Genomic DNA, 23,299 nt, shown 5'->3' on the forward strand with positions numbered 1-23,299 from the left:
ATATTTGAGTCAAGGTTTGGCCTTGCAATATAAAAAGTGCCGCTATACCCAGCAAGGTTAAACGGCACTGAAAATACATTGAACTGACTATTCTTTAGATTTTTTCTTCAGGCCTAATCCCAGTTCACGACCACGTATGCGGGCATAAAATGGGAAAGCGATTAGCAGTACGCCAATCAATAATACTTCGATTAAGGCAAAAGCGAAGGCGTCATTGGTGACATAAAGCAGGGTGAGCCCATGTAACATATATAAGCATAGAATAAAACTCGCCCAAGCGTAAGTGTATGGATTACCTTGGAAAACTCCCTTTGCGGGTAGTAATAACGGCACTATCCATAAGAGGCTAAATAGCAGGGTGTATTCACCGCTAATCCCTTGGCCAACAAACCAACCGCCTAACAGCAGCACTAGCGCAAAGTAGCCTAAACGGCTAAGGATAAATAAGGTGTTGGACGTCATAAGTCTACCTAAGGGTTGAAAATAAAAGCCATTTTTGTTTAAAAATTATGGGTTAAAGAATAGTAAGCACATTCTCAGGAGGACGGCCGATGGCTGCGCTTTGATTGGCGAGCACAATTGGCCGTTCGATGAGTTTAGGTGTGTTGACCATAGCCTCAATCAACTGCAATTCTGTTAGTGATGAGTCTGCAAGTCCCAAGGCTTGATATTCTGCTTCCTTGGTGCGCATTAATTCGCGAGCACTGATGCCTAATTTAACCAGAATGTCGCCGATATCTTTAGCCGTAGGGGGATTTTTTAAGTATTCCACTAGGGTAATGTCGCAGCCTTGTTGCTCGAGTAAAGCTAAGGTTTCACGGCTTTTTGAACAACGTGGGTTATGGTAAATCGTCGCTTGGGTCATAGTACTAGAGGCTCAATACGGGCTGAAATAACAATGGCGCGGATAATAACAGAAAAAACCGCGCCCCGTCAGTGTGTTCGGGGCGCATAAATGGGTTATTGTCTTTAATCTATGTGTAAAACAACTTATTACTTAAGCGCATCCATCTCTTTATCAGCCATTTTAAACTGGCGAATACGTGCTTCAATACGTGCAAGCTGTAATGGATTATTTTCGGATGCACGGTAGGCAAAGTTAAGTTGATCGATTGCGCCCTTATAATTAGCACCTAAGGCCATCAGCTCAGCGGTGGAGAAATATTCCAATGCTTGATTGCCGGTTTTTTTATACACCATAGTCAACAATTGATAGGGCAGTTCATTTTGTTTATCGAGGAAAATCATATCTTCCAGCAAAGGGATTGCTTTGGGGGCTTGATCGGCTTCGATATATATATTGGCTAAGTTGGCATTGATCACTTGAGACGTTGGTTTCATTTTACGCTGGGCTTCGAGCATAGTAATCGCTTTTGCATAGTCCTTACGTTCGATCAGTAAATCAGATTTAGTGTCTATATAAAACAGGTTGTTATCATCGATTTTTAACAGCTCATCGACGATTTTTTCTGATTCATTAAACTTCTTCAATCTATATAAAGCCAGCGCTTTGCCATAAAGTGCCGCCTCTTTGAAGCTATAGGTCTGTTTGTTGAGTTGCCGATCAAACATGCTTAATACTGCTTCGTCGCTATAGCTGGAAAAACGGACTTGAATACGAGCTTTTGCTAGCTGAAAATTAAGATTATCAGGGATATAACGTTTAGGGTATTGCTCGGCACGGTTACGGGCTTCAGTGATCCGCGATTCAGGCAATGGGTGAGTTAATAACATTTGTGGTGGTGTTGTGGTAAAGCGATAACGACTGGCTAATTTACCAAAGAAATCCGCCGCAGCATTGGGATTAAAGCCTGCATCCACTAGAATTTGCATTCCGATGCGATCGGCTTCCTTTTCATGCAAACGGGTGTAGTTGATTTTCGATTGTGTCGCCATGGCTTGGGTTGTCGCAAGCGCCGCCATACCTGCTTGTGGTACTGCAATAGTTAACAAAATGGCGCCGAGTAAACCGGCAATTGTTGCAGGATTACTTTTTTGCTGTGCTTCAAGTGATCGGGCAAGGTGACGTTGAGTAACGTGAGTCACTTCGTGGCCTAATACTGAAGCGAGTTCGCTTTCATTGTCGGCATTGAGAAATAAGCCTGTGTGCACGGCAACATGGCCGCCAAAGAAGGCGAAGGCGTTGATTTCATCATTTTGTAATAGGAAAAAATAAAACGGCGTTTTTACGCCTGTGGCATGGGCGACCAGTTTATTGCCAAGCTCGGTAAGATATTGACTCAACACGGGGTCATTTAGCATAGGTGCTGATGAGCGAATGATGCGCATATAAGCATCACCGTAAACCATTTCTTTTTCAAGGCTGAAGGTGTTAACTGCGGCCGTACCTAAATCCGGTAAGTCATTGTTGGCAAAGCTTTTGGCGGCGAAGGTTAGCAGCATCAAGGAGAGTGCGCCTGCAACAAAAGGTTTGAATCGAGTCAAAAAAGTCAAGTTACGCAAGCGGATCCTTTTATTTCTAATTATCTCAACTAAAGGCAGATACTGCACTTAGCTTGTAGTTTGAGGTGCAACTTAGGATAATGGCCCAAGTTCGTCTATAGCAAGTTCATTATGATTTTTATTGATTTAACGCTCTTTCGTTGTCCAGTACCCTTAGTGAAAGTGAAGCTTGCATTGAAGCCAATACGAGAGGGTGAGCAGTTGCATATCTTACTCTCAGACTCTGGTTCGCGGCGAGATGTTCCCCAATATTTAAAAAAACAAGGGCATGTCGTGCAAGAGTTGCGTAATGATGCAAGTCTGTTAGCCTTGATGGTCACCAAAGTTGATCTATCTCAGGGATAAATTGAGGATTTTTATGTTTAAATCCTCTTAGACTAACATTAATCGCTTAATTCTGAGCCAGACTACCGCTCAGGCTCGGTTGTTTACTCCTATCAGTTTATTTTTTGATTTAGCTGACGTGTAGAAGCGAAAGTCTAACTGAGTAAAGTCTCGAATAACATCATGATAAATAAACTTTCCTGAGCGTTTGGGAAGCATCGCCAACCATCACTATTGGAATGATCCATGTTTACTGTTTTTTCTCGTTGGTACCAAGAGCGCTTTAGTGATCCACAAGCTGTGACCTTAATGGCTATTCTTGTCGGGCTCGCGCTAGTGATTTATTTTGCGGCAGGTTTACTTGCTCCGCTGTTGGTCGCTCTTGTGTTGGCATTTCTATTGGAATGGCCTGTGGCGCAAATGCTTAAATTGGGAATTAATCGCACCGCTGGTGCATCCTTGGTTATTGTGTTGTTTTTGGGAATCGTGGTTTTACTGACATTTGGCTTAATTCCGAGTGTGTGGCGTCAAGGTGTTAGCTTAATTGCCGACTTGCCTAGCATGATAGATAAAGGCTTGCTGACAATACAAACGCTGATCAATCAATATCCACGATTTATCAATCCAGAGCAGTTAGATCTGATGGTTGGTGAGCTTAAAAAACTGCTCGATACTCAACATGTGTTGGATATTGCTAAGCAATTAATCGGTTATTCAGCTTCTTTACTCGTCTTGATGGTGTACGCGATTTTAGTGCCCTTACTGGTGTTTTTCTTTTTAAAAGATAAAGATCAACTGATTAGCGGCAGTAAGCGATTTTTCCCTGCAAATCGCCAGTTAGCCCGTAAAGTGTGGTTTGAAATGCACCAACAGATTTTTAATTACATTCGTGGCAAAGTGATCGAAATCGTGGTTGTTGGTGTCGCAACTTATATTTTGTTTGCCTTGATGGGACTGCGATATTCGGCGTTGCTCGGTGTGTTAACGGGGTTATCGGTATTGATCCCTTATGTCGGTGCAACCTTAGTTACATTACCTATCACCCTAGTGGCATTTTTTCAGTGGGGTTTTAGTTCTGAATTTGGCTATTTAATGTTGGGTTACGGTATTATTCAGGCGCTCGACGGTAATTTACTCGTGCCTATTTTGTTCTCCGATGCGGTGGATTTACATCCGGTGATCATCATAGCGGCCGTTTTAGTCTTTGGCGGTTTATGGGGTGTATGGGGAGTATTCTTTGCCATTCCATTGGCATCGTTGGTCAAAGCCGTGATTAACGCTTGGCCTAAAACAGAGCTTGAGGCTGACAATAAACTTGATGCGAGTTGATGCCTACCTGTCTAATAGCTATTTGTATCATTGGTTATAGTGGGCGAGTTAACCGTTATCGCTAATTCCTCTTGGCATTTGAATTAAGTGCCAGAGGCGTTTTGGTTGAATGTTGTGCCTTCACTATTTAAAGCATCCTCGTCTAGTACTCTGTACCCATTCACTTATTGTCATTCCTTTTTATTATCACTTTGTCTTAAGTATCACCATGAATCGAGCTTTTAGTTTTAGATTAAGGGGGATTTATTCTGTCGCTTGCCAGTTTAGGGATTTACATTATGTAGCCTCTAGGTTAGGTAGATGTAAAACTCTTATATAAGCATGTGGTTACATGATGCAGCGCACATTTTACCCTTGAGTATGTTGATAAAGTTGTGTCGCTTAGTTTGGGTTTGCTTATTCGTTCATCCTTAGCTAAGTTATATCGAGTCGTGCTATTTATTTTGGTTGAGAGATGGAAGTCACCCTGACAAGAATTTCCACTGACAATCGCCATTGGAGGATACTATTGTGAGCAAAAAACTATTAAGTGCGCTTTTCGGGGCAAGTCTTGCAGCGTTAGCGCTGTCGCCAACCGCATTTGCTGCAGATCAAAAATTGTCTGATTTCCATGCTGAGTCGGGTGGATGCGAAAGCTGTCATAAAGATGGTACACCTTCTGCGGATGGTGCCTTTGAATTTGCACAGTGCCAAAGTTGTCATGGTACCTATGCTGAAATGGACGCTGTGCATAAGCCACATGACGGTAATTTAGTCTGTGCAGATTGTCATGCGGTACATGATATGAATGTCGGTCAAAAACCTACCTGTGAAAGTTGCCATGATGATGGTCGTACCCCAGCAACTGTTCTGAAAAAATAATCTCAAAAATACGTTTAGAAAAGTTGGTATATACCTTCATGTCTAAATAAATAACGCCAGCAAATGCTGGCGTTATTTTTATCCGTTTACTAACCGATTACTCGTCTTTTGGCTGACCTTGGATGATCTTCTTGCCGGAGAACATGGCTGAAATAATCCCTGGTTGACGTTTTACTTCAGTATAAATCACCGCGAATACATGTAATAACATCAGCAGTAACAACACATAAACCGCATAGACGTGCACTTGACCTGCCAATCCTTTCATTGGTTTAAGTGCATCCGCTTTTTCTGCGTTCACACCCGTTGCATCATAGGGTTTTAAGCTTGTAGGTTCGACATTGGTATCGGCAAGATAGCTTTGTACAGCACTACCTAGCGGCGGATAATAAATATCTGTACCTGCACGCAAAAGTCCAGTGATCATTATGGTCACTAATAGCAACATGATGGCCAGCACGGCAAATTTACCTTTAGGGTTATGACCTAAATACTGCGGATTTTTCCCCGCGGCTAATTCAGTCTTATAAGCTATTAATTCGCTTTTGCTATTAGCATTGGGAAACATGTGGCTGAAACGCGCATATTTGTTACCGATAAAACCCCACACAAGGCGGACGATGAGGTTTATTGCGAACGCATATCCTATGCACACGTGTAAAGTTTTCAAGCCAATTTTACCTGTTAACTCAGATATGCCTAGCTCAGTGCGATACATCATGATGCCACCGACTAAGATGAGTGCGAGCACAAGAATGACATTAATCCAATGAAATAATCGCGTCGGTTTGTCCCACACAGGATAGGATTTTATTTCAAAAGCGGTGGGGTTACTGCTGGACATGGAATTTCCTTATTTTTTGTGTTGGTATGATCTTACGCTTTTATCCTAAAATTTCAGTAACTTTTTTCAGTTTCAATTAAGACTTCTGATTGATAGTGTAGTCAACGAAAGTGTTAGAAGTTTTTGATTTGCGTACGGTAAATATTTTTTACGTAAGTCTTTTTAATCTGTTTTATCTAATGCTAATATCGTGACCACGGTAGACTTGGAAGTCTATTGAACGGATGTTGAAGTCGTATTTGGAGGATCTTAGATCCTTAAAGTGAATAATCGTTAACCAGACAGGGAGTGAGCAGGATGTTCAAAATATTACATTGGATTGTAGTGTCACGATCGCAAGTATTGATGGAATTGCTCGCAGGACGTTGGCCGCAGGAGTTTCTCGTTAAGTTGACCCAAGTCAGCCCTGATGAGATGTGTGAGAAAATCAAAGATAATAATGCCTCCATGGTCGTGATCGATTTAGCGACTGTTGATCTTCAAAAAGCCCACCAATTTCAGCGTTTACTTGCCCGTGAGCAACCGAGTGTGCGAGTTGTCTATTTGCAGTTCCCTAAACAAGTGGATGCACGTTTCTTAATGCAAGCTGCCACAACTGCAGGGGTGTTTTATCTCGATGCAGGTTTAACTGAGATAAGCCTAGGACTCTCGAATATTTTACGAGGTCATAGGGTCATCCCAATTCAGCTCATTAATGGGGTAAATGATGATTTTGGATTGTTCGAAGACACTGAACCGTTAACTATCCGTGAGCGTGAAGTATTACAAGCATTGTTGACGGGAAGTACTAATTTAGATATCGCCAATCAGTTGTTTGTCAGTGAAAGCACGATAAAAACCCATTTGTACCGAGTATTCCGTAAAATTGGAGTGTCTAGCCGTGGTCAAGCGATTGCGTGGGCACAAACCTATTTGCACGATGTGGTGGTTTAAGTCGATATCAGTATTGATATACACACGGATATACGTTTAAGTTAAGTCTTATCTCAGATAAAAGGGGCTAAAGCCCCTTTTATTATTTCTCAAAAGTGTTCTTAAGCAGAAAGTCTATTAACGTCCAAGCCAAGCCGCTATTTTGCTTTTGTCACGAATGGATAGGGCGACAGTATCCTTAGGCGCGGCAGTTATCATCAATTCACCCGTCATCAATTCATCCCGTCTAAACCAATGTAAATTCAAGGATTCACCCAGCGGATACTGCTGTAGCTGCGCCTCAAATTGTCCTGTGACTTGTAGGTTATCCGCGGCAATTAACACATCACCTGCACTTAACCCTGCAAGGTGTGCAGGGCTGCCTTGGGTGACTGTCACGATTTTTAATCCTATAGGTGCTGCTTGGGTTTTCGCGCCGAATGCAATCTCATAACCTTTCGCTTGCCCGCCGCCCACATCTTGCGCACCTTGACTGGCTCGAAGACTCAAGTTGACTCCAAATTCGGCGAGTAAAGCCGCTAACGGAATATCGTCAGTGCTATCTAAGTAGGCAAACAGATCTTGGCAATCACGACCAAGGAGTCGTTCCACGATGGCTTGATGGCAAGTATCTGTGGTGCCTTTATCTTGCAGAGCATATTCCTGCCATAAAATCTGCATAACATGGTCGAGATTGTATTTGCCAAGGGTTTCGCTGCGCAGGGTTAAATCTAAATACAGCGCAAACAGAGCCCCTTTAGTGTAATAACTGATGATGGCATTTTGTGCGTTTTCATCCTGCTTGTAGAACTTAGTCCAAGCATTAAAGCTTGAGTCCTTAACACTTTGTTTAAAGCGCCCCTGGCTGCGATAGACACGGGTGAAGGTATCACTCAGCATATCTAAATAGCTTTGTTCATCTACCAGACCTGCACGATAGGTAAGAAAGTCATCGTAATAGGAGGTGATGCCTTCATAGGCCCATAATTGTGGCGTATAGGTTTCTGCATCAAGTTTATAGGGTAAAAAGCATTCAGGCTTAATGCGCTTAACGTTCCAGCTGTGGAAATACTCGTGGCTGCACAGGGATAAATAAGTGCGATAGTCGTTATTGACTGGCGCATCGAGCGACAGTGGTAAGTCTTTGCGTGAACACATTAATGCAGTAGAAGCTCTGTGCTCTAAACCGCCAAAGCCATTGTCTAATACTGAGGTCATAAACAAATAACGTTTAAACGGTGCAGGCGTACCAAATAAGTTAATCTGATACTCACAAATGCTCTTTAAATCTTGGCAGAGCCTTGGCATGCAAGCACGGTGGCGACCATTGAGTACGATATCATGCCGCACGCCACAGGCATCAAAACTCCCTAAGGTGAATAAACCCATTTCCACCGGATGATCGATGAGCTCGTCATAGCTTTTAGCTGAAAATTGGCCGAAGGCAAAATCGTCACCACTGGTGCGAGTCATGCTGGTAGCAAGGCGCCAGTCACTTAATGTTGGCTCTGTTGGTGGCTCTATAGAGACGGTATGTAAAGTGTCTTCGAAACCATGGGCGGATAAAAATACGCTACTGCCATTAAAGAAGCCGTGGGTCGTGTCCAAATGCGCGGTGCGCACCGACAGATCCCAAGCATACACTTGATAAGTCAGAATAATTTCGCTGCTATTATTATCAACCGACCAAGTTTGCTTATCTAGTTGGGTGAGCTTAAGCGTTTGGCCTTGTGCATCTTGTGCCTTGAGTTCAATGATATTTTTGGCAAAGTCACGCACCATATAACTGCCTGGCAGCCAAGCGGGTAGGCTAAAGACCTGCACTGGCTTGGGTTGTGATAATGTCATAGTGACAGCGAATAAATGGGCTTTCGGATCGACGGGGATTATCTGGTAATGGATCATATTTATCCTACAAAACCTGAGTGTTTTAATGGTGGCCATGCTGCCAAAAATGCCTGCAACTGGCAAATGAAAAGCAAAATATCTGCAGACACAAAGTATTGAATTGCTAGTATACTATGCCAACTAACCCAAGGAGGACGCCCCATGGCCGAAGAAACGATTTTCAGCAAAATTATTCGTCGCGAAATTCCCGCGGATATTCTGTATCAAGATGAACTTGTGACTGCCTTTAGAGACATTTCCCCTAAGGCGCCGACCCATATTTTGATTGTACCGAATCACTTGATCCCAACGGCGAACGACATGAAAGCCTCTGATGAGCCGGTACTTGGCCGTATGATGACGGTTGCAGCTAAATTGGCGGCGGAAGCGGGTATTGCTAAAGATGGCTACCGACTGATCATGAACTGCAATCAACATGGTGGACAAGAAGTCTATCACATTCATTTCCACCTTGTGGGCGGGGAGCCTCTGGGGCCCATGTTGAGCCAAGGCAAATGAAGGTCAATTCGGATTTTTTCCCGCTGACCCAAATGGCGCAGCGGTTTGTGGATCAACTAGCTCAGTGTCGCCGTCTCGGTTTAACCGTATTGGAGGCGAGTGAGCACCATGTGTTGATTGAGTTGCCCTACAGCACTGAATTAATTGGTTATCCCGATACGGGCGTTATCCATGGTGGAGTGATCACTACCTTAATGGATACTGCCTGTGGCAGTGCAGTCGTGAGCGCTATTTTCCATAAATTCAAATTATTAGAAATATCACCTACGCTCGATTTGCGGGTGGACTACATGAAGCCCGCTCAGCCCCATAAGCCTGTATTTGGATTTGCGGAATGCTATAAGTTGTCTTCTAATATTGCCTTTACCCGTGCAATTGCTTACCAAGACAGTATCGACGATCCCATCGCCCATGCCGTCGGCTCTTTTATGCGGATCAGCCCTGAAATGGTCGGTGATGCCTTTAGGCAAGCGTTAATGGGTGAAGCCGTGCCTGCGATAGGAGAGAGTGATGAGCGCAAATAATTCGATACTAGATGCCGCCAGTACAACTCAAAACGCACAGGTTAAAGCGCCTATTGATGTGCAAGGCATAGTTAAACGCGCCACTGAACTTAATGATTTTGGCCATTTACTTGAGCACGTTCCCTATGCCAAATTTATTGGCATGAAGGTGGAGCGTTTTGGTGATGAACTGATTTTTAAATTGCCCGCTAAAGACGACAATATCGGTAATCCCGTGTTGCCCGCCATTCATGGCGGCGTGATTGCGGGCTTTATGGAAATGTCAGCGATAGTGCAGTTAATGGTATTTATGCAAACAGCAAAGGTTCCTAAAGTCGTTGATTTTTCAATCGACTATTTACGTGCAGGTCTGCACAAGGATAGTTTTGCTGAGTGTCGTATTACCCGTCAGGGTCGACGAGTCGCCAACGTGAATATTGATTGTTGGCAAACCAATCGTAAGCAGCTTATTGCTACGGCACGGGCACATTTTTTGATTGATTAATCTGATTAAGTTTAGATTGATGAAGCATGACTGATTCACTATTTTAGATTGAGAATGCTTTATTTAGCCTATGTTATTAAGCATGAGTTCAGCACTGTTCGATTAGTTTGTCGTTTAATAGGAAATGATGCGCTAGCTGCGTATTTTGTGGCGTGACTAGGAGAAATATATGAAACAAGTTTATACAGGGTTATTACTGGCCGCAGCGCTTACCTTAGGTGCTTGTGCCTCACATACCGCAGGGATTTCAGTGAGCTCACTGGGTGAAACCCGCGTCGATAATTCCAGCTTTGCCCGAGATATTGCGGTACAGAGTGTGGATGCACGCCGAGTCGGTGATTTAGTGCAGGGCTCAGCGTTGATTGTTAGCAAATCCTCTTCCGATATGCGTGTGCAATATAAATTCACTTGGTACGATGCCAGCGGCTTTACTATCGAAGATGAAGCGACCAGCTGGAAATCGGTAAAATTACACGGCAAACAGCAATTGCAAGTCGGCGCCGTAGCACCTAATGCCCAAGTGGTTAAATTTGATGTATATGTGCGTGAAACCTTTTCAAACTAAGCTTGAGTTTGCTTCTGTTTAGTTTATTCCGAGTTTAATTGATTTTTTTGATATTAAACCCGTTCTAAAAAGGCTTACTTCTTTTAAGGAGTAAGCCTTTTTATTCGTTTTACATCAACGTTCAATGACCTTAAGGTCACTCAAATGTTATTAGCTTTCGTCTTTTTGACCTTGAAAGTTGCGATAAATTACCCATTTTTAAGCAAAAAGGTTTACGGCAAGATGAAATCCGGACTTTAGTCCTAAATACATTCAGTGATTGAGCACTACTATCAGCATATTACCACATGAGGATAGAAAGATGACTGCTCATATTAATGCTCAACCTACTGATTTTGCTGAAACTGTTATTATGCCGGGTGATCCACTACGTGCTAAATATATCGCTGAAACCTATCTCACCGATGCCGTAGAAGTCACGAATGTTCGCAATATGCTTGGTTACACAGGCTTTTACCAAGGACAACGCATTTCCGTTATGGGGCATGGTATGGGTATTTCATCTATGGTGCTCTATGGCCATGAGCTGATTAATTATTTTGGCGTGAAACGCATTATTCGTATTGGCAGTTTAGGTGCAACACAAAAACATGTACAAATGCGAGATGTCATTTTAGCCCAAGCCGCAGGCACGGATTCACCCACTAACGCTAAGCGTAGTAGCGGCTACCAAATGGCAACTTCTGCGACCTTTTCTTTATTGCATAAAGCTTATACCACAGCGAATGAGAAAGGCATTAGTGTAAAAGTTGGCAATATCTTTAGTGGTGATCTTTATTACGATCCCGATGAAGATATGATCCCCGCACTTGAACGTTTTGGGGTATTAGGTATTGATATGGAAGTGGCGGGGCTTTATGGATTGTCACACCAACAAGGTATCGAATCATTAGCCATTTTAACGGTATCGGATCATTGTTTAACCGGTGAAGAAACAACGGCCGAAGAACGTCAACTCTCTTTTAATAATATGATCGAGCTCGCGTTAGAAACCGCCCTCAATTAGGTTTAAAGCCATCCTTTGAACCCTTAGCATTTCACTTATGGAATGACATAATGAATAATAAAATTACTTTAACAGCCATCAGTTTTCTCGCCAATTTTATTATGGCGGGCTTTGCGACCCAATTTGGGATGTTGATTGAACCCATAGCTGAGAAATTTGCCGCTAATGTTAACGAAGTTGCATCAATCTTTTCATTGCTCAATGGTGGTGCACTCGCTGGGACGATTGCAGCATTTTTCTTTATTGAAAAAATGGGTATCAAAAGAATGACCTTGATAAGTTACAGTCTGGTTGCTCTTTCTGCTCTGGCTTTACATTTAACCAGTTCCCTACAAGTTGTGATGGTAGCAATGACCTTGATTGGTTTTTGTGGCGGTATCGGTCTATGTATTGCTGGTACGATTGTGGTGTCTGTGTGGCAAGAGAAATTACAAAGCACAATGTTAGTGGTGCAAGATGCGACGTTTAATATTGCAGGCGTTATTTTTCCATTGATAACGACTTATGCATTAACAAGTTCATTATCATGGAGTTATAGCTATTTAGCCGTAGGTTTAGTGGCGTTCGTTACAGTCATTATTACCTTGTTCACTCATTTCTCTATTTGCGAGCAATCTTCTACAACACAAGAGAAACAACAGTCTGAATGGAATCTCGGCATTATTAGTGGAGGTATTGGTTTATTTTTAGGAATGCTGGCTTTATATACTTTTTTAACTTGGGCACCTTTATTTGTAAAACAAAAATTTGATATTCCGTTTGAAGATGCCGGTAATATTATTACCCAGTATTGGTCCGCTGCGCTAATTGGTGCATTAATTTCGACTGTGATTGTGACTCGTGTAAAAATTCACCATTTCTTAGTTGGTATTATTGCTTTAGCTATGGTGATCACCGCTGCCATTGTCAGTACCAATAATCTTAATTGGATAGCTTATTTAACTTATGGTTATGGTTTTGTGTGTGCCGCGCTTTATAATGCATTTATTGCTTATGGCGTGTCTTTTGTAAAAAAAGCCAGCAGCAAAAATGTGTCATATATACTTATTAGCGGAAGTGCAGGGGCGATGTTTAGCCCAGCCATCAGTTCTTTCTTTGAACGTATTATCGGATTACAAACAGTGATGTACGTGATTCCTCTGCTTTACGCAGCGATATTTATGCTATTGATCGTTTCAAGTCGGATGAAACCGGCTATGGAACAACACTCGCCATCGGTAAGTTAATTAACCTGTGCATCCATCCCACACTCGGTTGTTAAATTAAGTCGAGTGTGGGTTATGTTGAAAGCGGTTATATACCTGCTTCAACAAATTTCTTGAGTGCGTTGAGATCACAAATCCGAATACCATCTTTTTTCCGCTCAATTAAGCCTCGTTCCTCAAGATTTTGTAGCGCCCGACGGTAGACTCGGTCGGTAGTGCCAAATCGTTCAGCCTCTAAATAGCGTTTACTAAAGCCATCTACGGGCAAGTCATTTAAGTATTCATGGTAAATATCAAATGCCACGTTATAACTGATAGGATAGAGCAGTCGCCGAGTAAAAATATCCACTGTGTCTTGGTAGTCAATCGCAATTGCACTAGCGAAAAATAGCGCGAGTTGAGGATGCTGACCGAGGCAATGTTGTAGTTTTTCAGCGTTAATCAACATGATTTCTAAGGGTTCACTGGCAATAATGTCTAATTGACAGTGGTACTGGGTGAAGAACTCCATTTCGCCAAACAGTTGTGAATCACAATCAATAGTACCTAATTGAAAACACCGACCATTTCTCGCGGTATGGCCGAGTGATACGCGACCTTGCTTCACCAATACAAGTGATGCCATCGCTTCCCCCTGCGTCATGAGGTGAGCGCCTTTTTTGAGCATTTTGATTTCGCTGATGCAGCTAAGTACAACCGCTTCAATAAGTGGATAGTCTTGCTCCCATCGCTGGCTATAACGTCCTTTCGATAAAGGTTTTAGCTGCATCGACTATGATCCTCTTACTGTGTTCGAAATTGCGACCTTCTATAGCATTATCATGATAGGCGGTCAAATGGACGAAAGGATTTAGGCGGCTACTAAAGATATTTTCATCATACGAACTGAAGGGTAGTGGTTTTCGCGACATTTAATTGAATCGCGGAGATAAGAGTGCCCACTTTTTATTTCCGTCATGTATACTAGGCGCCGCCAAGGGGTGTTTGTTGTGCATTAATGTTACTCTGATTTTAACGTTAACGGCTGCAAACTGAGATGTCATCTGACGAACCCTTAGAACCTGATCCGGCTAATACCGGCGTAGGAATGGGCCAATCAACAGCACACTTCTGAATCGCTTATTCGTTGCCGGATCTCAAACATTATATTTGAGGTCCTATGTCAAACCGTAAAACGTCAAACCATCAATCCCCATTTTCAACCGTATCGCTAAGCTTATTTTTAGCCCGAGCGCCGCTGGCATTAGCCATTGCTGCTGCGATGAGCACTTCTGCACTTGCACAAACTGATGCTATCGATAAACCCGATCCCAACCCTGAGATGGAAGTCATGGTGGTGACGGCGGATTTTCGCAGTTCAAGCTTAGAAAAAATGCCCTCCAGCATTACCGTTATCGACAGTCAAAAAATTCAAGATGAAAGTGTGCAACACTTTGAAGATCTGCTTAATTCTATCGCCAATTTTAACTGGTCAGGTGGAAGCTCTCGGCCGAAATATTTTCAAATTCGCGGTGTAGGAGAGCAGGAACAATACCAAGGCGCACCTAATTCTTCCGTGGGTTACATCATAGATGATATCGATTTATCCGGTATTGGTATGGTGTCGAGCATGTACGATTTACAGCAGGTCGAAGTGCTTCGTGGACCGCAGGGGACGCGTTACGGCGCGAATGCCTTAGCGGGATTGATTTATCTGAAGAGTAACGATCCAACTGATGTGTTTGAGCATGGTGGCGAAGTGTCGTTAGGCGATGATGATTTACGCACTTTTAGCGGGTTTAGCTCGGGCCCATTAACGGATTCTGGCAAGCTGCTTTATCGTGTGTCAATGCAGCAGCACCAGCAAAATGGTTACCACGATAACCTGTATTTAGGCCGTGATGATACCAATGGTCGCGATGAATTCAGCGGCCGCGCTAAGCTGCGCTGGTATGCGACAGATGATTTGCAGTTTGATTTAACAGTGCTGCATGCCGATTTTGATAATGGCTATGATGTGTGGAGTTTAACCAATTCACCAACCCAGACAACATCGGATCAACCGGGTGTTGATAGTCAGCGCACCACAGGCGCGGGTTTTAAAGCGACCTATTCTGGCGCAGAAAACTTCGAATTAACTTCGTTAACCTCTTTTGCCAATACCGATCACCATTACAGTTACGATGGCGATTGGGCTAACTCAGAATATTGGGCCTCTAAGCAATGTAATGATGGCAATCTGGCGCCGTGTCAATACGATTATTTTTGGGATAAAACGGGTCAGCGTAAAACCGTGTCGCAAGAGTTTCGCCTAAGTTCTACCGAGCAGGGCCGTATTTTTGCAGAGAGTACAGATTGGTTGCTTGGTGTGTATGCCATGAATCTGAAAGAAGATAACCAATTGTATTCTGAATACAATGCTTCGCCGGATGAAGTCTTAGACTCAGAGTATGAGGCGACAAATTATGCGCTGTTTGGCCAGCTTGATACGGATTTGGGCTCAAATTATGCTTTATCTGTGGGTCTACGTTTAGAGCGTCGCAACAGCCATTACTCTGATACGAATAACGATAATTTCGACCCGAGCGAAACCATGTGGGGTGGTCATATTGCTGTGAGTAAAGTGCTGAACGACTCACACAATGCTTATGTCCGAGTCGCACGCGGTTACAAGGCGGGCGGTTTCAACATGACTTTGCCCGTCGAATTGAACGATAAAAAAGAGTTTAGTACTGAGACGCTCTATAACTATGAAATCGGCCTTAAATCCCATTGGTTAGCTGGACTTATCGATACTAATTTGGCGCTGTTCTATATGGACAGACAAGATCAACAGGTGGCTGCATCACAGCAAGATCCCGATAAACCACAGCGTTTTATCTTGTTCACTGAAAATGCAGGCAGTTCGAATAACTATGGCGCTGAGTTAGATGCAACCTGGTATGCCACGGATAATCTGCAAGTTTACTCAAGCTTAGGTTGGTTAGAAACGGCCTACGGTGACTACCAGTATCAGGACAAATATGGCACTGAGGTGGATTTAACTGGCCGCGATCTAGCCCATTCTCCACATCTTACCTACAGCCTTGGCGGGACTTATCGTGCTAATTCGGGTTGGTTTGCTAACCTGAATCTTAGCGGTAAGAGTGAATTCTATTATTCAGACAGCAATGAATCCCGCTCTGAACCCTACACTATCGTCAATGCTCGCGTAGGTTATGAGGCGAGCGCATGGTCGGCATATTTATGGGGGCGCAATCTGTTTAATGAGGAATACGGTGTGCGTGGCTTCTATTTTGGCAATGAGCCAGATAACGGTTGGGCGGAAAAGCAATATATTCGTTACGGCGATCCGCGTCAGATTGGCGTAACCTTTAACGTTAAGTTTATGTAATAGCTCATTTTAAAGTGAGCACAATCATTTAAGTGTAACTGAACTGTAGCCCAGTGTTTGGGCTACAGCCTTACTTCAGAATATCAAGGAATTAAAATGAAACTGACCGCAGAAATTAGCATGTATCCCTTTAATGAAAATTACCTTGATCCTATCAAGTGGTTTATTGGCCGCGTGGATAGCTATCCCAATATCGAGCGCGTGACTAATGCGATGGCAACTCAAGTGTGCGGCGATTATTTAGATGTGATGACTATGCTGGCGACCGAGATGCAAGCGGCCCATGAGAAGTGGGGCAAGGCGGTATTTGTGTGTAAGTTTATCGGTGGTGAGCTGAATTTAGCCCACAGCGAATAATGATTGACCGCCATGTAAGCAACAAATAGGCAATGAGAACAACACTATGACAGATTTATGGTTAACCTTGGTCGAGAGCGTTAATACGGCCTTTGGTGAAGTCCATGTGATGACCGTATGGGAAGTACTCGCGGTATTGCTGGCGATGGCATATTTACTGCTGGCGATGAAGGCCAGTGTGTGGTGCTGGGCGGCGGCCTTTGCCAGTACCGCCATTTACACTGTGTTGTTTTGGAAGGTGTCGCTACTGATGGAGTCTGTGCTTAACGTCTATTACATGGCGATGGCGCTCTATGGATATTGGCTCTGGACCCAAGGTGGTGATAAGCATCAAGGAGTAAAAGTGACCACTTGGCCATTGAAAACCCATTTAAAGTTGATCGCAGCGACGGGAGTGATTTCGCTTTTGGTTGGCCACGGTATGGCGACGTATACCCAAGCCGCATTCCCGTATCTAGATGCGGCGACAACCTGTTTCGCCGTGATGACGACTTATTTAGTGGCAAAAAAGGTACTTGAGAATTGGCTTTATTGGGTGGTTATCGACATAGTGTCGATTTACCTTTACCTCAGCAAAGGCTTGATGCTGACATCCTTGTTATTCGTGCTTTATGTGGGTTTGGCGGTCGTGGGGTATTTCCTGTGGCGAACCGCGTTAGCCGATGCCCGTGAAGCTAATACCTTGAAGTTACTCAGTTAATGCTCGATATAAACGCCTCGATGCAACGCTCAGCAGGCGAGCTATTCAAAGCACTTTACCCCATACTCAAAAGTGCTGGGCTAGTTAACGTGTTAAGTATTCATGAGCTTGCGGGCGGCTTAAGTAATCACAACTATAAAATCACTACGCCCACAGGCAGTTATGTGTTGCGGGTGAATGCCGATGCGGCGGACAGTTTTTGCAACCGCCAGCAGGAGCGTTTTTACTGGCAGCAATTGGCTCAAGCTAAACTTGCTCCTGAACTGTTGTGGGTGTGCGAAGATGAGCGTTATTACCTCAGTGATTTTATTGAAAGTGACGATATTGAAAACGAGGTCTTAATCCACTGGCCAGCGTTAGAGCGCCAAACGAGTGCTGCTGATTTTGTGCTGGGGCAATCGACGTTTAATTATTTACAGTATCCGGCAGCAGAACAAGAAACGCATCCTAACCAAGCCCATTGTTTACTATTGGCGTTATTGCTGCAATTACGCGATCTGCCTACAGGGCCTTACGCTATTAGTATCACTGAGCAGTGGCAGGAATATCACCAGCAAATACTTGCCTATCAGGCTTCTGCAACATTTAGTGAGCCAGTATTAAGGCGACCTGTGCCATTGAAGCAGGGTAGTGATATTGGTGATAGCAATACTCACGATTGGAATGAGCGGGTGGCTAAGCTGCTTGCAATTCAAATCGAAATTAAACATTGGTGTGATGAGTTAGCAGCCTGCATAATCAAGCCGCAGTTTTGCCATCGCGATCTTAATCCCCATAATTTGTTACTCAAAAGTAACCGCTTGTGTTGTATTGATTTTGAGTATGCGACTGCGTCGCATCCACTGTGTGAGTTAGCTGTAGTGTTAGCGACCCATGCGTTAACGCCCTATCAGCAAAGTGTGTTGGTGAAACAGTATCTGAGTGGGCATCCTTATGTTACTGCACAAGCAGTAACGGCAGTGCCTGCCGCTATTGACATGTATTGGGTATTTGCTTGCTACTGGGCATTATTGATGGCAGCGCAAACAGAACCCAGTCGTAGCGCCGACTACCTTGCTTGGTTTGATTGCTTCTGGCCGCTGATCACCCCCAAATAGTCATTATTGCGTGTGCTTAGTTTCCATCTGATGATAATTGCTCATTCCCTTATGGCATTGACCGCGCGATTGGTGGGACATGCGGGTAGAACATACTGAAAACCTTTATTAGACAAACTTGTTTGATATAAAAAGCAACTTTATATAGTCTCAAGCGTCTTATTAGCAACAATTCTAGGATGGATTATTCAGTATGAAAAAAGGCGTGATGCTACTTGTGTGTCTCTTAGGCTTAAGCGCCTGCTCCACTAAATTCAGTTATCATTTCCTCGACTGGGCCATCGGCTGGGAGCAAGAGGATTATGTTACCTTAGATAAATCTCAGCAAAAGGCATTCGATTCCCTCATTGAAAAATTTGTCATTTGGCACCAATCCAAAGAGTTAGCTCATTATGTGGTGCAATTAACAGAAGTTGAAATCCTCATAAAAACCAATACGTTAACGCCAGTGCTATGGGCAGATCATGTGAATATTGCTAAGCGGCATTGGTTTCGATTGTTTGAGTTCGCCTTGCCCGAGCTTCTACCTATCATAATGTCTTTGTCCGATGAACAGGTGAAGCAGATCCTCACAAAATTACGGGAGGAAGAGCAGGAGCTCGTTAAAGAATTTGCGGGTAAAACCCCTGAACAGTTACAAAAAGATGCCGATGAAAACCTTCAAACCCAATTTGATGATTGGCTTGGAAGTGTAACTGCGGAGCAAAAAGTGCTTATTCACCAATATAATCAACAGCGTTTATCCACCTTAGATATGTGGCTTGAGTACAGACACGAATGGTTACGCCAGTTTGAAGTTGCATTGGGTCAGCGCGCCGATAAAACATTATTAACCGAGCGTTTGACCTTGCTGATGACGCAGCCCGATGAGCTTAAGTCAGAACAACATAAAGTGTTTTTACGTAAAAATACTGAGGCATTCGGGACTTTGCTGCTGGCGCTGAATACGAGCTTATCGGAGCAGCAGTCTAAGCATTTTTATAAAAAGTTAGGTGGGCTCATTCAAGATCTCAAGGAACTGAATCAGGAAGCGATTGAAAAAGAAGCCTAGGCCATGAAAGATTTATTGCCTTACTAGGGTCTATTCCTGCAAGCCAATAAATCAGCCTACTAACGACTAAATAGAGACCTTATGCTACTCGTATCCCTTTATCAGAAACTGCTCAATATGAGCCGCTATTTCGAAGGCTTAGCGCCATTAGCCCTTAGGATTTACCTTGCACCTGTGTTAATGCAAGCAGGCTATAACAAGCTCGCTCACTTTGAAGATACGGTTGCTTGGTTTGCCAATCCCGATTGGGGCTTAGGTCTGCCAATGCCGGCGTTAATGGCAGGACTGGCGGCGGGAACTGAGTTCTTTGGCGCTATCTTGTTACTGCTTGGGCTCGCGACGCGACTGATTTCTATCCCTTTAATGGTCACTATGTTGGTCGCCGCATTGACTGTGCATTGGCCAAATGGTTGGTTAGCGATTGCCGATGGTAGCTCTTGGCTAGCCAACGACAGAGTGCTTGAGGCAGGGGATAAACTGGCGAAAGCCAAAGAAATATTGCAGGAGCACGGTAACTATGACTGGCTGACTAGCTCAGGTAACTTAGCTGTGCTTAATAATGGGATTGAGTTTGCGATCACCTATTTTATTATGTTGCTGGCGCTTTTTACCTTAGGCGGTGGTCGTTACACTAGCCTAGATTATTTCATCGCTAAGCGCTGTGGGATTAAGTAAGTCTTTCTGAAGCGGGCCCAATTGTTAACTGCATCGGATTTTCAAGCGCATTTAATTTTGAAGCCCACTCGATTGTTAAGTGCACTCAACAAGTTAAATCCCACTCAAGCGGTGGGATTTTTTTATGCCTCTTTGTCAGCAATTTGCTATGCTTGAGCGCAATTTATATCGAACTAGGATAAGAACTTGGACGCTATTGAACTTTTACTCACTCGCCAATCAACCCCACGATTAACTGCTCCTGCTCCAGATGCGAGTCAATTAAAAATCATCTTAGATGCTGCCATTCGTGTGCCAGATCATGGCGCTTTAGCGCCATGGGAATTTATTATTGCCGTAGGAAAAGGGTTAGATACCTTGGCAGATATCTTTGTTGAGGCAGCGAAAGCGAGCGACGCCGATGAGGATTTTGTCAATAAAGCTAAGGGCATGCCAATGCGTGCGCCTATGGTGATTACTGTCGTGGCGAAAACGCAGCAACATCCCAAAGTCCCCGTACTTGAACAGCTCATTGCAGCGGGTTGTGCGACCATGGCGATGCAGCAGGCTGCCTTTGCCTTAGGTTTAGGTGCCGTGTGGCGTACAGGGGATTTTGCCTTTGATGCGAATGTGAATGTTGCTTTAGGTCTTGAGCCACACGATCAAATCGTCGGCTTTTTGTATGTGGGTACGCCAGCCGTTACTGCTCCTAAGAAACCGCAAAAGGACGGCAGTCAGTACGTCCGTTATTTATAAATCCGCCTCTATTTTTAGTGGAGAAATTCTATGCAAGTTGCGCGTACTCCTAGACTCATCCTGCGGCAGTTAACCCCAGCCGACGCTTCTTTTATGTTAGTCTTGCTCAATAGCCAAGGCTTTATAGAGAATATCGGGGATAGAGGAGTACGCACACTTGTGCAGGCTAAGGATTATATCGTCAATGGACCGATGAAAAGTTATGCCGAGTGCGGTTTTGGTTTTTATGCTGTAGTGCTCGCCGAGAATGGATTCACTATTGGCATCTGCGGTTTAATCAAACGGCCGACACTGGACAATGTCGATATAGGCTATGCTTTTTTGCCGCAATATTGGGGCAAGGGCTATGCATTCGAAGCGGCTAAAGCCGCTTTTGACTTAGGTAAAAGTTTAGGTATTGAGCGTATTGTCGCGATTGTTAGCAGTCATAATAGTGCTTCAAAAGCTTTGCTGAACAAACTTGGATTACACTTTGAGCGTTGTTTGCAGCTTAGTGATCATGATGCGCCTGTTGAACTGTTTGGTTAATGTTAACGTGTTGTTTGTATAGGTTTTTATTTTATTGTAATTCCGTCTTCTTTATTCTAGAATTTCGCAAAATTTATCGTTGAGATATGGCAATCATATCTCTTATCGACGCCCCTCGAAAATCAGGCTCACTTAATCCCTCCTTGAGCCCTTGAGTACAGCAAAAGCGTAGCCCTTTTTTGGATGTAGCATAATGGTTTCGCAATTAAGTGAAGCAATGCTGGACGTGATCGCTGATGCCTTGGTAGACAAAGGCTATATCTTTTTATCTGACTTAGTTCCTTCCTGTATTAGCCAAGTACTATTGGAAAAAATTCAATCAACTGAAATATATGAATTAAAAGCTGCCTCTATTGGTCGAGGTTCTGAACAGCACTTAAATCCAGACATTCGTCGTGACAGAATACAGTGGCTAGAAGAGCAAAATGAGCCCGATGCCCAGTATCTTGAGTTGATGACACAACTCAAAAATGGCTTGAATCGTCGCTTGTTTATGGGCTTATTCGATTATGAAAGCCACTATGCGGTATATCAGCCTGGGGCCTTTTATAAAAAACATGTTGATGCACTTAAGGGCAGCCAAAATCGTATTTTAACCACAGTGTTTTTCTTAAATCCTGATTGGAAAGCGGCAGATTGTGGTGAGTTGATTATCTATGATGAAGCTGACATTGAGATTGAGCGCATCGCGCCTAAAATGGGCCATTTTGTGATTTTCCTCAGTGAGCGTTTTCCCCATGAAGTGACCAAAACCTTGGCCCAGCGTAATAGCATTGCGGGCTGGTTTAGGGTCAGTAACAGTGTTCATGGCTTTTAACTTTAGCTTTTAACTTCACCTGATAACAAACGCCTAAATACTGCCCACAGGTTTAGGTGTTTTTGCTCTCGATTGCCGCTTTTGGTCATCATCAATCATCAATCATCAATCACCAATCACCAATCACCAATCACCAATCACCAATCACTTATCGCGACTGCGCAATGTCATTGGCTATTTCTCGGATATTGATTGGCCATCACGGCGTGTTCTTCCGCAGCAGTATTTATTCCAACCTGTTTTAACTACCTTCTACTCATTTTTTCAAATTTTTTTACACTCTTAAGCTTTAGGTAATCTAAGCCGCCAACAATGGAATGAATTTGTCCAATCATACTGAAAATAGGGTATTTTTTTATTCTCGTTTAATGTTAGGCTAGATAAAAACGTGCGCTACAACACACTTTTCTATCATCTAACGGAGGCGATACTGTGGGCTGTGAAGATAACTTAGGTTGTTTAAGTGGTGAGCATATTGTACTTGAGTCCTTATCTTTGTCCCATGTGGCGGCATTGAGTCTCGCCGTCACAGATGGTCAACTTTGGCGTTTATGGTTTACCAGTGTCCCTGAGCCAACAGAGATGAAGCTCTATGTGGCTAAAGCACTCGAAGAAAAAGCGCGGGGCCTGAGTTTTCCCTTTGCGGTGCGGGATAGAGTGTCAGGGGAAATCGTCGGATGCACGCGAATTTGCAACTGGGAGTCTGATAATCGCCGTCTTGAGATTGGATACACTTGGTATGCTAAACGTGCCCAGCGCACTGGGATTAATACTGAAGCTAAACTGCTGTTATTGACCTTTGCTTTTGAAACCTTAGACGCCATTGCCGTTGAGTTCCGTACTCACTGGCATAATCAAGCTTCGAGACAAGCCATTGCAAGACTGGGCGCTAAGCAAGATGGTGTATTGCGAAATCATAAGATTCTTAAGGACGGCACTATCCGCGATACCGTGGTGTATTCCATTATTGATACCGAGTGGCCAACGGTGAAAAACAGTCTGCAATTTCGATTGCGACAACGACCGTCAACACTCTAATGATA

The 23,299-nt window shown here is 43.6% G+C and carries 26 protein-coding genes and 1 riboswitch; of the genes, 20 read left to right on the plus strand and 6 right to left on the minus strand.

What is annotated here, in order from left to right:
• Positions 1-87 precede the first annotated feature (87 nt).
• The 3 genes from HGO26_RS06085 to bepA form a co-directional block, all read right to left on the minus strand.
• Positions 88-462, minus strand: coding sequence for a DUF2069 domain-containing protein (locus tag HGO26_RS06085; RefSeq protein ID WP_028760312.1), 375 nt, complete (start codon positions 460-462; stop codon positions 88-90).
• A 52-nt stretch (positions 463-514) separates the two neighbouring features.
• Complete coding sequence (arsC, locus tag HGO26_RS06090; RefSeq protein ID WP_168823940.1) at positions 515-865, minus strand: arsenate reductase (glutaredoxin); 351 nt, start codon at positions 863-865, stop codon at positions 515-517.
• 128 nt (positions 866-993) lie between these two features.
• Complete coding sequence (gene bepA, locus HGO26_RS06095) at positions 994-2,463, minus strand: beta-barrel assembly-enhancing protease (RefSeq protein WP_168823942.1); 1,470 nt, start codon at positions 2,461-2,463, stop codon at positions 994-996.
• A 111-nt stretch (positions 2,464-2,574) separates the two neighbouring features.
• On the opposite strand from bepA, the gene HGO26_RS06100 reads away from it, so the two are divergent.
• The 3 genes from HGO26_RS06100 (at position 2,575) to cctA (ending at position 4,977) form a co-directional block, all read left to right on the plus strand.
• Positions 2,575-2,808 (plus strand): sulfurtransferase TusA family protein, encoded by a 234-nt coding sequence (locus tag HGO26_RS06100; RefSeq protein ID WP_168823944.1) that lies wholly within the window; start codon positions 2,575-2,577, stop codon positions 2,806-2,808.
• Between the two features lie 225 nt (positions 2,809-3,033).
• Positions 3,034-4,116: an AI-2E family transporter gene (locus HGO26_RS06105; protein WP_131523891.1), complete on the plus strand. Its 1,083-nt coding sequence runs from the start codon at positions 3,034-3,036 to the stop codon at positions 4,114-4,116.
• 510 nt (positions 4,117-4,626) lie between these two features.
• Entirely contained in the window at positions 4,627-4,977 is a 351-nt protein-coding gene (cctA, locus tag HGO26_RS06110; protein WP_105252823.1) for a tetraheme c-type cytochrome CctA, read from the plus strand.
• A 97-nt stretch (positions 4,978-5,074) separates the two neighbouring features.
• Here the strand turns inward: cctA and HGO26_RS06115 are convergent, their stop codons facing one another.
• Complete coding sequence (locus HGO26_RS06115) at positions 5,075-5,821, minus strand: cytochrome b/b6 domain-containing protein (protein WP_105252822.1); 747 nt, start codon at positions 5,819-5,821, stop codon at positions 5,075-5,077.
• Between the two features lie 297 nt (positions 5,822-6,118).
• Between HGO26_RS06115 and HGO26_RS06120 the strand changes: the two genes are divergently transcribed.
• The gene (locus HGO26_RS06120; RefSeq protein ID WP_028760305.1) at positions 6,119-6,754 is read left to right on the plus strand and encodes a LuxR C-terminal-related transcriptional regulator; all 636 of its coding nucleotides are present in this window, start codon (positions 6,119-6,121) and stop codon (positions 6,752-6,754) included.
• 117 nt (positions 6,755-6,871) lie between these two features.
• Here HGO26_RS06120 and HGO26_RS06125 read toward each other — a convergent pair whose 3' ends face one another.
• Positions 6,872-8,638, minus strand: a complete 1,767-nt coding sequence (locus HGO26_RS06125) for a M61 family metallopeptidase (RefSeq protein ID WP_168823946.1) — start codon at positions 8,636-8,638, stop codon at positions 6,872-6,874.
• Positions 8,639-8,782: 144 nt separating this feature from the next.
• Between HGO26_RS06125 and hinT the strand changes: the two genes are divergently transcribed.
• The 6 genes from hinT to tsgA all read left to right on the plus strand — a co-directional run bounded on the left by hinT (position 8,783) and on the right by tsgA (position 12,944).
• Positions 8,783-9,139, plus strand: a complete 357-nt coding sequence (hinT, locus tag HGO26_RS06130) for a purine nucleoside phosphoramidase (RefSeq protein ID WP_006081303.1) — start codon at positions 8,783-8,785, stop codon at positions 9,137-9,139.
• Positions 9,136-9,663 (plus strand): PaaI family thioesterase, encoded by a 528-nt coding sequence (locus tag HGO26_RS06135; protein WP_028760303.1) that lies wholly within the window; start codon positions 9,136-9,138, stop codon positions 9,661-9,663. Before hinT ends, HGO26_RS06135 begins: the two co-directional genes overlap by 4 nt.
• Positions 9,650-10,147, plus strand: coding sequence for a PaaI family thioesterase (locus tag HGO26_RS06140; RefSeq protein ID WP_168823948.1), 498 nt, complete (start codon positions 9,650-9,652; stop codon positions 10,145-10,147). Before HGO26_RS06135 ends, HGO26_RS06140 begins: the two co-directional genes overlap by 14 nt.
• A 169-nt stretch (positions 10,148-10,316) precedes the next feature.
• Positions 10,317-10,712, plus strand: coding sequence for a YcfL family putative periplasmic lipoprotein (locus HGO26_RS06145; protein WP_028760301.1), 396 nt, complete (start codon positions 10,317-10,319; stop codon positions 10,710-10,712).
• A 301-nt stretch (positions 10,713-11,013) separates the two neighbouring features.
• Entirely contained in the window at positions 11,014-11,718 is a 705-nt protein-coding gene (gene deoD / locus HGO26_RS06150; protein WP_012196924.1) for a purine-nucleoside phosphorylase, read from the plus strand.
• Between the two features lie 50 nt (positions 11,719-11,768).
• Positions 11,769-12,944: an MFS transporter TsgA gene (gene tsgA, locus HGO26_RS06155; protein ID WP_168823950.1), complete on the plus strand. Its 1,176-nt coding sequence runs from the start codon at positions 11,769-11,771 to the stop codon at positions 12,942-12,944.
• Between the two features lie 67 nt (positions 12,945-13,011).
• On the opposite strand, the gene HGO26_RS06160 is transcribed toward tsgA, so the two are convergent.
• Positions 13,012-13,692 carry a Crp/Fnr family transcriptional regulator gene (locus HGO26_RS06160; protein WP_168823952.1) on the minus strand — a complete coding sequence of 227 codons (681 nt, stop codon included), beginning with the start codon at positions 13,690-13,692 and terminating at the stop codon, positions 13,012-13,014.
• Between the two features lie 197 nt (positions 13,693-13,889).
• Positions 13,890-14,028, plus strand: a riboswitch (TPP riboswitch).
• A 54-nt stretch (positions 14,029-14,082) separates the two neighbouring features.
• Between HGO26_RS06160 and HGO26_RS06165 the strand changes: the two genes are divergently transcribed.
• The 10 genes from HGO26_RS06165 (at position 14,083) to HGO26_RS06210 (ending at position 23,294) form a co-directional block, all read left to right on the plus strand.
• Positions 14,083-16,296: a TonB-dependent receptor gene (locus tag HGO26_RS06165; protein WP_168823954.1), complete on the plus strand. Its 2,214-nt coding sequence runs from the start codon at positions 14,083-14,085 to the stop codon at positions 16,294-16,296.
• A 96-nt stretch (positions 16,297-16,392) separates the two neighbouring features.
• Positions 16,393-16,653 (plus strand): hypothetical protein, encoded by a 261-nt coding sequence (locus tag HGO26_RS06170; RefSeq protein ID WP_028760297.1) that lies wholly within the window; start codon positions 16,393-16,395, stop codon positions 16,651-16,653.
• Positions 16,654-16,699: 46 nt separating this feature from the next.
• Entirely contained in the window at positions 16,700-17,353 is a 654-nt protein-coding gene (gene pnuC / locus HGO26_RS06175) for a nicotinamide riboside transporter PnuC (protein ID WP_168823956.1), read from the plus strand.
• A complete protein-coding gene (locus tag HGO26_RS06180; RefSeq protein WP_168823958.1) occupies positions 17,353-18,450 on the plus strand; it encodes a phosphotransferase in 1,098 nt (365 codons plus the stop codon). The genes pnuC and HGO26_RS06180 overlap by 1 nt, the downstream gene beginning before the upstream one ends.
• A gap of 193 nt (positions 18,451-18,643) precedes the next feature.
• Complete coding sequence (locus tag HGO26_RS06185) at positions 18,644-19,501, plus strand: DUF6279 family lipoprotein (protein WP_168823960.1); 858 nt, start codon at positions 18,644-18,646, stop codon at positions 19,499-19,501.
• 81 nt (positions 19,502-19,582) lie between these two features.
• Positions 19,583-20,176: an HvfX family Cu-binding RiPP maturation protein gene (locus tag HGO26_RS06190; RefSeq protein WP_105252813.1), complete on the plus strand. Its 594-nt coding sequence runs from the start codon at positions 19,583-19,585 to the stop codon at positions 20,174-20,176.
• Between the two features lie 186 nt (positions 20,177-20,362).
• On the plus strand, positions 20,363-20,911 hold the full coding sequence (locus HGO26_RS06195) for an NAD(P)H nitroreductase (RefSeq protein WP_168823962.1): 549 nt from the start codon (positions 20,363-20,365) through the stop codon (positions 20,909-20,911).
• 30 nt (positions 20,912-20,941) lie between these two features.
• Positions 20,942-21,439 (plus strand): GNAT family N-acetyltransferase, encoded by a 498-nt coding sequence (locus tag HGO26_RS06200; protein WP_131525839.1) that lies wholly within the window; start codon positions 20,942-20,944, stop codon positions 21,437-21,439.
• 193 nt (positions 21,440-21,632) lie between these two features.
• A complete protein-coding gene (locus HGO26_RS06205) occupies positions 21,633-22,256 on the plus strand; it encodes a 2OG-Fe(II) oxygenase (protein ID WP_028760290.1) in 624 nt (207 codons plus the stop codon).
• 432 nt (positions 22,257-22,688) lie between these two features.
• A complete protein-coding gene (locus HGO26_RS06210; protein WP_168823964.1) occupies positions 22,689-23,294 on the plus strand; it encodes a GNAT family N-acetyltransferase in 606 nt (201 codons plus the stop codon).
• Positions 23,295-23,299 lie beyond the last annotated feature (5 nt).

Source organism: Shewanella oncorhynchi (genome assembly GCF_012584455.1).
In the GTDB taxonomy this organism is placed as follows: Bacteria; Pseudomonadota; Gammaproteobacteria; order Enterobacterales; family Shewanellaceae; genus Shewanella; species Shewanella oncorhynchi.

What these genes read in the sequence shown, in the direction of transcription:
- HGO26_RS06205 (WP_028760290.1), top strand. Translation starts at nt 21,633, where the DNA reads ATGGTTTCGCAATTAAGTGAAGCAATGCTGGACGTGATCGCTGATGCC.
- HGO26_RS06120 (WP_028760305.1), top strand. Translation starts at nt 6,119, where the DNA reads ATGTTCAAAATATTACATTGGATTGTAGTGTCACGATCGCAAGTATTG.
- HGO26_RS06180 (WP_168823958.1), top strand. Translation starts at nt 17,353, where the DNA reads ATGCTCGATATAAACGCCTCGATGCAACGCTCAGCAGGCGAGCTATTC.
- HGO26_RS06200 (WP_131525839.1), top strand. Translation starts at nt 20,942, where the DNA reads ATGCAAGTTGCGCGTACTCCTAGACTCATCCTGCGGCAGTTAACCCCA.
- HGO26_RS06085 (WP_028760312.1), bottom strand. Translation starts at nt 462, where the DNA reads ATGACGTCCAACACCTTATTTATCCTTAGCCGTTTAGGCTACTTTGCG.
- HGO26_RS06185 (WP_168823960.1), top strand. Translation starts at nt 18,644, where the DNA reads ATGAAAAAAGGCGTGATGCTACTTGTGTGTCTCTTAGGCTTAAGCGCC.
- HGO26_RS06125 (WP_168823946.1), bottom strand. Translation starts at nt 8,638, where the DNA reads ATGATCCATTACCAGATAATCCCCGTCGATCCGAAAGCCCATTTATTC.
- HGO26_RS06135 (WP_028760303.1), top strand. Translation starts at nt 9,136, where the DNA reads ATGAAGGTCAATTCGGATTTTTTCCCGCTGACCCAAATGGCGCAGCGG.
- HGO26_RS06170 (WP_028760297.1), top strand. Translation starts at nt 16,393, where the DNA reads ATGAAACTGACCGCAGAAATTAGCATGTATCCCTTTAATGAAAATTAC.
- HGO26_RS06100 (WP_168823944.1), top strand. Translation starts at nt 2,575, where the DNA reads ATGATTTTTATTGATTTAACGCTCTTTCGTTGTCCAGTACCCTTAGTG.
- HGO26_RS06145 (WP_028760301.1), top strand. Translation starts at nt 10,317, where the DNA reads ATGAAACAAGTTTATACAGGGTTATTACTGGCCGCAGCGCTTACCTTA.
- hinT (WP_006081303.1), top strand. Translation starts at nt 8,783, where the DNA reads ATGGCCGAAGAAACGATTTTCAGCAAAATTATTCGTCGCGAAATTCCC.
- HGO26_RS06105 (WP_131523891.1), top strand. Translation starts at nt 3,034, where the DNA reads ATGTTTACTGTTTTTTCTCGTTGGTACCAAGAGCGCTTTAGTGATCCA.
- HGO26_RS06160 (WP_168823952.1), bottom strand. Translation starts at nt 13,692, where the DNA reads ATGCAGCTAAAACCTTTATCGAAAGGACGTTATAGCCAGCGATGGGAG.
- arsC (WP_168823940.1), bottom strand. Translation starts at nt 865, where the DNA reads ATGACCCAAGCGACGATTTACCATAACCCACGTTGTTCAAAAAGCCGT.
- tsgA (WP_168823950.1), top strand. Translation starts at nt 11,769, where the DNA reads ATGAATAATAAAATTACTTTAACAGCCATCAGTTTTCTCGCCAATTTT.
- HGO26_RS06165 (WP_168823954.1), top strand. Translation starts at nt 14,083, where the DNA reads ATGTCAAACCGTAAAACGTCAAACCATCAATCCCCATTTTCAACCGTA.
- pnuC (WP_168823956.1), top strand. Translation starts at nt 16,700, where the DNA reads ATGACAGATTTATGGTTAACCTTGGTCGAGAGCGTTAATACGGCCTTT.
- HGO26_RS06140 (WP_168823948.1), top strand. Translation starts at nt 9,650, where the DNA reads ATGAGCGCAAATAATTCGATACTAGATGCCGCCAGTACAACTCAAAAC.
- HGO26_RS06190 (WP_105252813.1), top strand. Translation starts at nt 19,583, where the DNA reads ATGCTACTCGTATCCCTTTATCAGAAACTGCTCAATATGAGCCGCTAT.
- deoD (WP_012196924.1), top strand. Translation starts at nt 11,014, where the DNA reads ATGACTGCTCATATTAATGCTCAACCTACTGATTTTGCTGAAACTGTT.
- HGO26_RS06115 (WP_105252822.1), bottom strand. Translation starts at nt 5,821, where the DNA reads ATGTCCAGCAGTAACCCCACCGCTTTTGAAATAAAATCCTATCCTGTG.